The 9,656-nt window shown below is 62.9% G+C and carries 9 protein-coding genes; 1 reads left to right on the top strand and 8 read right to left on the bottom strand.

Going from position 1 to position 9,656, the window contains the following annotated elements; translation table 11 throughout:
- A partial coding sequence (locus Q7V20_RS23980) for an FAD-binding protein (protein WP_304796767.1) occupies positions 1-822 on the top strand: 822 nt, incomplete at its 5' end.
- 18 nt (positions 823-840) lie between these two features.
- Here the strand turns inward: Q7V20_RS23980 and Q7V20_RS23985 are convergent.
- The 8 genes from Q7V20_RS23985 to Q7V20_RS24020 form a co-directional block, all read right to left on the bottom strand.
- On the bottom strand, positions 841-1,125 hold the full coding sequence (locus tag Q7V20_RS23985; protein WP_304796768.1) for a late competence development ComFB family protein: 285 nt from the start codon (positions 1,123-1,125) through the stop codon (positions 841-843).
- Positions 1,126-1,243: 118 nt separating this feature from the next.
- A complete protein-coding gene (gene nadC, locus Q7V20_RS23990) occupies positions 1,244-2,152 on the bottom strand; it encodes a carboxylating nicotinate-nucleotide diphosphorylase (RefSeq protein WP_304796770.1) in 909 nt (302 codons plus the stop codon).
- A 1-nt stretch (position 2,153) separates the two neighbouring features.
- Entirely contained in the window at positions 2,154-3,275 is a 1,122-nt protein-coding gene (nadA, locus tag Q7V20_RS23995; RefSeq protein ID WP_304796771.1) for a quinolinate synthase NadA, read from the bottom strand.
- 87 nt (positions 3,276-3,362) lie between these two features.
- Complete coding sequence (locus Q7V20_RS24000) at positions 3,363-4,085, bottom strand: phosphatase PAP2 family protein (protein ID WP_304796774.1); 723 nt, start codon at positions 4,083-4,085, stop codon at positions 3,363-3,365.
- Between the two features lies 1 nt (position 4,086).
- On the bottom strand, positions 4,087-5,895 hold the full coding sequence (locus Q7V20_RS24005; RefSeq protein ID WP_304796776.1) for a glycosyltransferase family 39 protein: 1,809 nt from the start codon (positions 5,893-5,895) through the stop codon (positions 4,087-4,089).
- Positions 5,892-6,959, bottom strand: a complete 1,068-nt coding sequence (locus Q7V20_RS24010) for a glycosyltransferase family 2 protein (RefSeq protein WP_304796779.1) — start codon at positions 6,957-6,959, stop codon at positions 5,892-5,894. The genes Q7V20_RS24005 and Q7V20_RS24010 overlap by 4 nt, the downstream gene beginning before the upstream one ends.
- Positions 6,960-6,993: 34 nt before the next feature.
- Positions 6,994-8,013, bottom strand: coding sequence for a hypothetical protein (locus tag Q7V20_RS24015; protein ID WP_304796782.1), 1,020 nt, complete (start codon positions 8,011-8,013; stop codon positions 6,994-6,996).
- A 130-nt stretch (positions 8,014-8,143) separates the two neighbouring features.
- The gene (locus Q7V20_RS24020) at positions 8,144-9,553 is read right to left on the bottom strand and encodes a TIGR03013 family XrtA/PEP-CTERM system glycosyltransferase (RefSeq protein WP_304796784.1); all 1,410 of its coding nucleotides are present in this window, start codon (positions 9,551-9,553) and stop codon (positions 8,144-8,146) included.
- Between the last annotated feature and the right edge of the window lie 103 nt (positions 9,554-9,656).

The raw sequence follows: 9,656 nt of genomic DNA on the forward strand, positions 1-9,656 counted from the left end.
CTGCGCCTGCCCGATGGCACGCGCTTCATGCCTTCGCATGACGAGCGCGGCGAGCTGGCCCCACGTGACATCGTGGCCCGTGCGATCGACTTCGAGATGAAAAAGCACGGCCTGGACCACGTCTGGCTGGACGCCACGCACTTGGGCGAAGATTTCCTGAAAGAGCACTTCCCGACCATCCACGCGCGCTGCTTGAGCCTGGGCATCGACATCGCCAAGCAGTTCATCCCCGTGGTGCCCGCCGCCCACTACACCTGTGGTGGCGTGGTGACCGACCTGCAAGGCCGCACCGACTTACCCGGCCTGTACGCGGTGGGCGAGACCACCTACACCGGCCTGCACGGCGCCAACCGCCTGGCCAGCAACTCCTTGCTGGAATGTGTGGTGCTGGGCCGCACCTGCGCCGACGACATCGAATCGCAAACACCGCCCGCCGGTCCAGCCCTGCCAGGCTGGGATGAAAGCCAGGTGTCGGATGCCGATGAAGAGGTCGTGATCTCGCACAACTGGGACGAGTTGCGACTGGTGATGTGGAACTACGTGGGCATCGTGCGCACCACGCGCCGCCTGGAGCGTGCGCTGCACCGCATCAAATTGCTGCGCAGCGAGATCGACGACTACTACGCGGCCTTCCGCGTGAGCCGCGACCTGTTGGAGCTGCGCAACCTGGTCGATTGCGCCGAGCTGATCGTGCGCTCGGCCCTGTCGCGCCAGGAAAGCCGTGGCCTGCACTACAGCCGCGACTACCCGCGCACGCTGCCGGTCAGCTTCCCCACCATCCTGAGCAAGAAGCCCAAGAAGCGTGACGCCTGGTTGCCTTGATTTGACGGGCTTGAGCCTTCAGCGGCGTGCCCGCATCGCGAAGCGCGCCTGCACGAACTCGCAGGCATAGCGCACGGCGTCGGCAATGGCGATCTCGTTGTCGGACCGCTCTTTCTCGGTCAGGTAGAAAGCCAGGTCCACCTCGTGGCGGATGTAGCGCGTGGGCAGGTGATTGAGCGCCACGCAGGCCACGTCGGGCAGTTGCTCTTCGGTCAGCAGCGGGTATTGGTGGGCAATGTCCACCACGGCCTCGAAGACCTGGCGTTCAAAATAGTTGCGAAGCGATGAGAAATCAGCGGGCATGGGCGGCCTCGTCCTTGAAGATCCGCCCAGTTTGGCTCATCCGGCCTGTTTGAAGACGGCCTTGGCGGCTTTTCAAATCAAGGCTTTGTGCACTATGTCCGCCGCCGATCCCCTCAGCTCAGGTGCCCAGCCGCTCCAGCACCCGCAGTGAGAAGTCCACCGCCTTGACGTCCTTGGTCAGCTTGCCGATCGAGATGCGGTCCACGCCCGTGCTGGCGATGCCGCGCAACTGGTCCATCGTCACCCCGCCAGAGGCTTCCAGCAAAGCCTGGCCCTGCGTCAATTCCTCGTTGATCGCCACGGCCTGACGCATCAGGTCCAGGTCGAAGTTGTCGAGCAGGATGCTGACGGCGCCAGCGCTCAAGGCTTCGCGCAACTGGGCCAGGTTTTCCACCTCGACCTGGATGCTGATCTGATCACGCAAAGGCTGGGCCTGCGCGGCCACCAGCGCCTGGGCATTGCGCAGTGCGTTGGTGACGCTGCCAGCCGCGGCGATGTGGTTTTCCTTGATCAGGATGCCGTCGTACAAGGCCAGGCGCTGGTTGGCGCCACCGCCCACGCGCACTGCGTACTTTTGCGCCAGGCGCAGGCCGGGCAGGGTTTTGCGCGTGTCCAGCACCACGCAGCCGCGCGGGTTGGGCGATGCGCCTTCGATCGCCTGCATGTGCACATGCGTCAGTGTGGCCACCGCCGACAAGGTCTGCACAAAGTTGATGCCGGGGCGCTCGGCGGTCAGCAGCGCGCGTGCATCGGCCTCGATCAGGCAGACCTCGGTGCCCTCGGCCATCAGCGCGCCTTCGTCATAAGCCCAGGTGATCTTAGCCTCGGGGTCAAGCTTGAACAGGCAGCCTTCGAACCACTCTCGGCCGCACAGCACGGCTTGCTCACGCACCAGCAGGCGGGCTTTGACTCGCTGGCCAGCGGGCACCAATTGCGCGGTCCAGTCGCACACGCCGACGTCTTCGAACAGGGCGTCGCGGATGTTGCGCTCGCGCGCTTCAAGCAGGGTCTCGTTGTGGTCAAACATGTCAGGCCGCACCGATGTTGGGGACAAAGCCTTGGGCGGGCTTTTGAATGGCCGCAGGGTTGCGCGCCACGAAGTCAAGCATGCGGTCGATGCAGCCTTTGGCGTCGATGCGGATGGCCTCATCGACCGTGATCTCGCCCGTGCCCTTTTCCAGGCAGTCGAGCACGCCTTGCAGGGCGTTCATCGCCATCCACGGGCAGTGTGCGCAGCTCTTGCAGGTGGCGCTATTGCCAGCGGTGGGCGCCTCGATCAGCGTCTTGGTCGGTGCCAGTTGGCGCATGCGGTGCAGGATGCCATTGTCGGTGGCCACGATGAAGGTCTGCGCCTTCGATTCGACCACGGCCTTGAGCAGTTGCGAGGTCGAGCCCACCACATCGGCCAGGGCCACGACGCTTTCGGGCGACTCCGGGTGCACCAGGATCAGGGCATCGGGGTATTGCTGGCGCATCAGTGCCAATTCGACGCCCTTGAACTCGTCGTGCACGATGCACTCACCGTTCCACATCAGCATGTCGGCGCCAGTCTGGTCCTGGATGTAGCGGCCCAGGTGGCGGTCGGGTGCCCACAGCACTTTCTCGCCTTGCGCTTTCAGGTGGCCGACGATGGCCAGCGCGCACGAACTCGTCACCATCCAGTCGGCCCGTGCCTTCACGGCGGCGCTGGTGTTGGCGTAGACCACCACCTTGCGGTCCGGGTGAGCATCGCAGAACTTGGCGAAGTCGTCGGCGGGGCAGCCCAGGTCCAGCGAGCAGGTGGCGTCCAGGTCGGGCATCAGCACGCGCTTTTCAGGGCTCAGGATCTTGGCTGATTCGCCCATGAACTTCACGCCGGCCACGATCAGGGTTTTGGCTTCATGGTCGCGCCCGAAGCGTGCCATCTCCAGCGAATCGGAGACGCAGCCGCCGGTTTCCAGGGCCAGATCCTGCAAATCACCATCCACGTAATAGTGGGCCACCAGCACGGCTTGGCGCTCCACCAGCAATTGCTTGATGCGTGCCTTGGCGGCTTCGCGCTGTGGCGGGCTCAGGGGAGCTGGGACCTTGGCCCACGCGTGGGCCGTGCAACTGGCGCCAGTGGCGTCCTGGCGGGTGTAGTCGTAGACGACGGTCTCAGGAGAACTCATGGTCGGCAATCAATCGTGCGCGGAAGAAAAGGATCAGGGAATGATCCGGCATGCTAGCCCAGATGGTGCCAGGTGGGGGCGATGAGGTCATTGATCCTGGTGTCTGCGGCGATCCAGCGCCGCGATGATCACACAGGGTATCCAGACCGCGTAAAACGAAAAAATGATGTCGCTCAGAAAGTGCCCGCCCTGCATCATGCGACCCAGACCGATCAGGCTGCCAGCGAGCAGCCCGATGAGCAGCCAGCGCCGACGCCACACGGGGCCAGCTGTCAGCCCCAGGCTCAGCAGCCAGAATCCTGCAGCGGCATGACTACTGACGAAACTGCGGTGTGTGGCGGGATCAGATCCTTGCTGCAAAACGCCATGGAAAGGTTGATCACCCCCAAAAGCGGTCACCTGCACTGGCCTAGGTCGCCCCACGGTGTTCTTGAGCCAGACCTCGACCACCAAGCCGGGCCCCAACACGCCACAAAGCACCGCCACCGCCGCCATGCGCCTCCATGGCCCCAGGCATTGCGCCGCCAATGCCTCCCAGCCCAGCCTGTGCATCAGGCGTGCCAGAACAGGGCCCAGCAAAGCCAATGCCACCAGCCCTGCCAGGATGCTTCGGCCAATCAACGGTGTCCAGTCGTACGAGGCCAACACCAGCGCATTGTGGGCATGGATGAAGCCCAGGCCCGGCGTGTACAAGTGGCCCGTCACCATCATGTCCAGGCTGGGAACCTTGGCGAAGGCGGCCACGCAGAAAAACAGCACAGCCCAGATCCAGCGGGCTTCTCCGCCCGCGTCGTCGCGTTCAATCGCCACGTTACTCGTCACTGCTGGGGGTGGCCGCGCCACTTTGCTCCAGGTAAGACTTTTCGTCATAGCCCAGGAAACCGCGCAGGAAAAACACATGCAGCGCCAGGTTTCGGTCGGTTCCGGTGGGCACCACGACGCTTTTCATTTCGCGAACAATGGCAAAACGTTGCAGGATGGCCTTGGGGTCGGCCTCGTCGGTCACCAGCACCATGTCCTGGCCCACCTTGTTGCTCAGGCTTTGCGTGAGCTCGTAGTGGTTCGTTTGCAGGTTTTTGGGGTTCCATGCCAGCACCTTCGGGTTGAAACGACGCCAGTGGTAAGCCGTCTGGCTCAGCAGCAGGCGTTTGTCGGCCAGCACCGGCAGGCCGGCGATGGTGGGCTCTTCCATGACGGGGGCCAGTTGGTCAAACGCTTCTTGCCAGCCGCGCATGCGCACCAGGATGTCGTACTTTGAAGGCAGGTTGTCGCCCCCGAAGTCCTTGGCGTGCAGCACCAGGCTGGTCAAGACCAGGTTGCTGATCAAAACCACAGCAAGCCACTTGTTGGGACGCGGCGCCGCCAAAGGGACCAGCGGTTGGCTCAAACGTGAGGCCACCAGCATGATCAACCCGATCATGGCCGGGGCTGCCCAGTTGACATGGGCGTCTGCGTAGAAAGCTTGCGCCAGTGCCACCAGCAGCAAAGGAATGCTCAGCGCCCACAAGAAGCGGTAGGACGACATCGACGCCAGGTAGTAGGCTGAGGTGCGAATGGCCTGAGGGCGGCCATCACCGCTGGCGGCATCGCGTGCACCTGGCATGTTCAACTGGCTGGGTGGCAACACCGGGCTGGAAGGACGCCATTGGCTTGGCGGCATCATCTGGCTGGAGGCGGCCCATTGGCTGGGCGGAATCGAGGCGTTGCTCAGATTGGCGGCTTGCTTGAGCAGCCACAAAGCGGCCACCACCGTGACCGGCCCCAGCATCAGGATCTGTCCCAACGCGAACGTGATCATCGGCAGCAAGCCACCATGGCGGCCAGACTGCGCGGTCAACTCGGCGGTGTGGTGCAGGGTGGGGAAGCCATGCTGGGCATTCCACCAGACGTTGGGCGACACGACGACGGCCGCGACCACCAAGGCGGCCCAGGGGCCGACGCGCAGCAGGCCGCGCTTGGGGCCGTGCACGCCCCAAAGCGCCCACACGGCGGTCAAGCCGAAGGCGGCCATGGTGTATTTGTCCATGATGCCCACGCCGACGACGGCGCCACACAGCACCCAAAGGCCCAGCCGGTTGGTCACCTGGGCTCGCCAAAGTGCCCAGGCTGCCAGCGTCCAGCACAGCATCAAGGGGCCATCCGTGCTGGCCACCAGGCCCAACAAGCCCACCATTGGGGTGGTCAGGAACAAGGCGCCAGCCACCATGCCGGTGCGCACACCGCTGCTGGTGGGCCAAAGCGCGCGAGCCAGGCCCACCATGGCCACCGCGGTCAGCGGGTAGACCAAGATGGAAAGCGCCTTGACCCCCAGCACGCTGGAGCCGAACAAGCTGGTGCTCAAACCCACCAGGCCGGCGATCAATGGCGGCTTGGAAAAATAGCCCCAGCTCAAATGCCGCGACCAGTCCCAGTATTGAGACTCGTCAAAGAACAGTGAAATGCCACTGTGCTTGACCACCCAGAAACGGTAGAGCGTCAAGGCCACGGCCAGCGCCAGCAATTTCCACATGCGCGGCCCCCACAGGCGGGGCCAGCGCTGACCTGATGGCCGTGCGGCCGTGGCCACGGCGGCGGGCTTGTCCTGGGCGACGGTCGCTTGATCAGACGTCTCTGTGTTCATGGTTGATGAGGCAAATTTGATTTGGACAGGCCCTGTGCCTGGCGATGCCAGCCCTGATCGGGGGCCTGGGCTGGCGCTTCAGTCGTGTGATAGGGGGCCACTTCGCCCCGATCGTAATAAATGCGGATCAGCAATTCGGCCAGCACGCCCGTGGTCAGAAACTGTAGTCCACCCAGCACGCAGAAAAATCCCAGCCAGAGTAACGGTCGCCCACCGATGTTGTTACCCAACATCTTGAGCACGCCCAGGTAGCCCAGGATCAAGCTGCCGATCAAGCCCACGCCCAGCCCCACGCCGCCAAAAAAATGCCCGGGGCGACCGGCGAAGCGCAGGAAGAAATTCACCGCCATCAAATCCAGCACGACGCGCAGTGTGCGCGAAATACCGTACTTGGATTCACCCTGTGTTCTGGGGTGGTGGCTGACCGCCAGCTCGGACATGCGGGCGGGCGAGGTGACCGTGGCCATCCAGGCGGGAATGAAGCGGTGCATTTCACCGTACAGCCGCACGCGCTTGAGCACGCTGGCACGGTAGGCCTTCAGGCTGCAGCCCAGGTCTTGGAACTCCAGACCGGTGATCTTGCGGATCAGGCGGTTGGCGATCCGCGAGGGCACCTTGCGCAGGAACAAGCCGTCCTGGCGGTTCTGGCGCCAGCCCGCGACCAGGTCCAGGTCTTCATTCACCAGCTTGGCGACGATGGCGGGGATGTCCTTGGGGTCGTTCTGCAAATCGCCGTCCAGGGTCACGATCACATCGCCCCGGGCGGCATCAATGCCAGCTTGCATCGCGGCGGTTTGGCGAAAGTTGCGCCACAAGTGAACGGGGCGAACGTGCGGACCACGGAGCTTGGCTTGGGCGTCCAGGGCCTGCTGGGTGCCATCACGGCTGCCATCGTTGACGATGATGAGCTCCCAGGGCCAGGCGTAGTTGGCCAAGGCCTCATGGACGGCCGTCACAAACGGCACGACATTGTCCACCTCGTTGTACATCGGCACGACGATGGACAAATGGTGGTCTGGCACAGCAGGCAAGGGAGCGACGAAGGGTGTCGACACTGAACTCATGAACACGCTTTCTAACAAACTACAACCATTTTGCTCAGCCGGGATGACTCGGGGGCAAATCCCCTTGCGCCTTGGGTTGGCCTGCGGTTTGTGGCAACAAAGCTGCCACGCATGCGGCACAGACCGCGCAAATCAAAAAGCAGACATGGAGTGCCAGGGCGGCCCCCACCACATGAGCCAACAGGGGCGACTGCCGTTCCAGCAAGGCCGCCGCGCCAGCCCACACTCCCGCTTCATAGGTGCCAAAGCCGGCCGGCCCCTGCAGCGGGAAAATGGCCGCCAGTTCGCCCCCCAAGGCCCCCGCCCAGGCCACCGACCAACTGATCTGGCTGATGGCGCTGAGCAAAGTGGCTCCTGCTGCCAGTTTGAGTGTCCAGTTGGCCAGGGTCAGGCCCCAGGCCGCAGGCCGGTGGTGTGAGGGCTCCAGCATGGCAGCTTTGAGCTTGAGGGCCAGGCCTCGCCATCCCGTGGCAGCTTGGGTTGAACGGGCCAAGCACCGCCTCAACAGCCACCACCCGCCGTGCCAGCACAAGACCAGGCCCAGCAGGCCACAAAGCCTGGCTGCCAAGGGCAGTCCGGGCCACAGGGCCAAGCCCAGGCCTGCCAGCACCGCCAGATCCTGAAGCCGCATCCACATCAGGGTGACCAAGGCGCGCGACATGGGCAGTCTCAACTCCCGGGCCGCCAACCAGGGAAAGCTCAGTTCGCCCGCGCGCATGGGCAGCAAGTTCACTGCCGCGTTGTGAAGTAGGATCACTCGCAGGGCGTCGGTTCGCAACCCCAGCCAGCGCCGGGGGGGCGCATGGAGGGCATCCAGGCTCAGCACCACCTGCAGCCGGGCACCTCGCAAGCCATAGCTGAGCAGCAGCCCGCCCAAGGTGATCAGCCAGATGGTGATCGAGGGTCTTTGGATGGCCTCAATGACCGGCTCGATGGGCGTGCGCGACAACAGCCAGCCCAGCAAAGCCAGTCCAAGCGCCCAGGCCAATGCCAGCTTCATCCGCGAGCGGGGCATGGCAGCAGTGGTGATGGAGGCGTCTTGAAAATCGGTCACAAGAGATCGGAAAAGTGACTTGTCCGGTTCTGGTACGCGCGGGGCAACCCTCTATTGTCCTGCAAAACGACAATGGCGCACCCTAAGGTGCGCCATTGTTCAAGCGGGTCGGTGTCAGTTCAGTGAATGTTCACTGCGAACCCTCGCGGAAGATCACCACGCTGACGGTTTCGAACAAGATCAGCAAGTCCAGGAACAAGGAGTTGTTTTTCACGTAGTAGAGGTCGTACTGGTGCTTGTGCAGCGCATCTTCCAGCGAGGCGCCGTAGCTGTACTTGACCTGGGCCCAGCCGGTCACGCCTGGCTTGACGCTGTGGCGAATGTCGTAATAGGGGATCTGTTGCTTGAGCTGTTCGACGAAGGTGGGGCGTTCGGGGCGGGGGCCCACCATGCTCATCTCGCCCTTGAGCACGCTCAGGATCTGGGGGAGTTCATCAATGCGCGTCTTGCGGATGAAAGCGCCCACGCGGGTCACGCGCGAATCGTTTTTCTTGGCCCACACGGCCACACCGTCTTTTTCAGCGTCCGTGCTCATGCTTCGGAACTTCAGGCACATGAAGATCTTGCCGCCCAGGCCCACGCGCTCCTGGCGGTAAATGATCGGGCCTTCGCTTTCCAGCTTGATGGCCAGCATCGTGATCAGCATGATCGGCGAGGCCAATAGCAGCAGAGCAGACGAACTCACGATGTCGAACAAGCGTTTGATGACGATGCGGGTGCGATCCTGGGCAAAGCCCTGGCCGTACACCAGCCAGCTGGCCTTCAAGCTGTCCACGGGCACTTCGCCAGTCGTTTGCTCGTAAAAAGCAGCCAGGTCCAGAACTGGAATGCCCTGAATGCGGGCAGACAGCAGTTGATCCATGGGCACGCTGCCGCCACGTTGCTCTTTCACGGCCACGATGATCTGGTTGATCTCATGGCGTTGAATGATGTCTTTGATCGACAAGGCGGTGGAGAAGATGTTGAAACGCTTGTCGGTGACGCCATGGTCGGCTTCGCCAGCAGGGTAAAAACCGATCACCGAATGGCCTTGCACGCGGCGAGCTTTCAAGTCGGACGCCACAGAGTGGGCTTCCTTGCCCGTGCCAACAATCAGGATGCGCTGCTGCACAAAGGCGCTGCGCCACGAGGTCATCAGGTAACCGCGCACCACCACCAGGCCAAAAACCAGATAGGCCGTGGCAAACCCCATGAGTTGGTAAGCCTGGGTGCCATCCAGCATGGTTTTGATGGCCAATTGATAGGCAATGGGGGCGCCCAGCAGGCAACCCAGCAAAGCGCGGCCCAATTTGGCGCGCGGGGTCTTGCGCTCAGAGCCTTCGCGGTAAACGCCCAGCAGACCACAGTGCAGGGGCATCACGAAAGCAAAGCCCAAACCGGCCCACAAGGCGGTGGACATGCTAACCAGATCGGGGGATGTCCCGGACATGTGCATGAAGGTCATGACCCCCAGCACGATCGCCAAAAAACTGGTCAGGCTGTCCGCCAATAGCTCGGACAGCGTCGCGATGGAGATGTGATGCTGGAAGACCCGGAACATTTGGTGCGCCTCTCAAGACCGAGCAAATTGTGCAGCTATGCAACAACCTGCTTAACCCGTAATTGTTTGTAATGCTCGATTATCGGCATACCGGGTGCTTGAA

This window comes from Aquabacterium sp., from assembly GCF_030652515.1.
GTDB lineage: Bacteria > Pseudomonadota > Gammaproteobacteria > Burkholderiales > Burkholderiaceae_C > Aquabacterium.

Bases quoted from the DNA above. Each gene is read 5' to 3' on its own strand.
- Q7V20_RS24005 (WP_304796776.1), bottom strand. From the start codon at position 5,895: ATGAACACAGAGACGTCTGATCAAGCGACCGTCGCCCAGGACAAGCCC.
- Q7V20_RS23985 (WP_304796768.1), bottom strand. From the start codon at position 1,125: ATGCCCGCTGATTTCTCATCGCTTCGCAACTATTTTGAACGCCAGGTC.
- nadC (WP_304796770.1), bottom strand. From the start codon at position 2,152: ATGTTTGACCACAACGAGACCCTGCTTGAAGCGCGCGAGCGCAACATC.
- nadA (WP_304796771.1), bottom strand. From the start codon at position 3,275: ATGAGTTCTCCTGAGACCGTCGTCTACGACTACACCCGCCAGGACGCC.
- Q7V20_RS24010 (WP_304796779.1), bottom strand. From the start codon at position 6,959: ATGAGTTCAGTGTCGACACCCTTCGTCGCTCCCTTGCCTGCTGTGCCA.
- Q7V20_RS24020 (WP_304796784.1), bottom strand. From the start codon at position 9,553: ATGTTCCGGGTCTTCCAGCATCACATCTCCATCGCGACGCTGTCCGAG.